The organism is Pseudomonas sp. Choline-02u-1 (assembly GCF_002836515.1).
GTDB lineage: Bacteria > Pseudomonadota > Gammaproteobacteria > Pseudomonadales > Pseudomonadaceae > Aquipseudomonas.
Genome location: NZ_PJBC01000056.1, coordinates 1 through 208, shown reverse-complemented (window position 1 = coordinate 208; position 208 = coordinate 1). Strand labels below are relative to the sequence as shown.

The 208-nt window shown below is 59.6% G+C and carries 1 protein-coding gene; it reads right to left on the bottom strand.

From position 1 onward, the window contains the following. The coding region (locus CXF97_RS14070) for an immunoglobulin-like domain-containing protein (protein WP_157830900.1) at positions 1-208 on the bottom strand (208 nt) is incomplete at both ends.

The window sequence follows — 208 nt, the reverse complement described above, 5'->3', positions numbered from 1 at the left end:
GGTCGAGGTGTCGATGGTGTCGGTGACACTGGTCACGGCTGGAACCGAGCTCGGCACCAGGTTTTCGAAATTGCCACCGGTAGCGCTGGTGATCGTGGCTTGCACGGAGCCAGCATCTTTGTAGACGTCGTCTTTCGGTGCGTCGACGATCACGGTGCCGGTGGTTTTACCCGCGTCGATGATGATCGTGGCGCCGTTAGACAGGGTT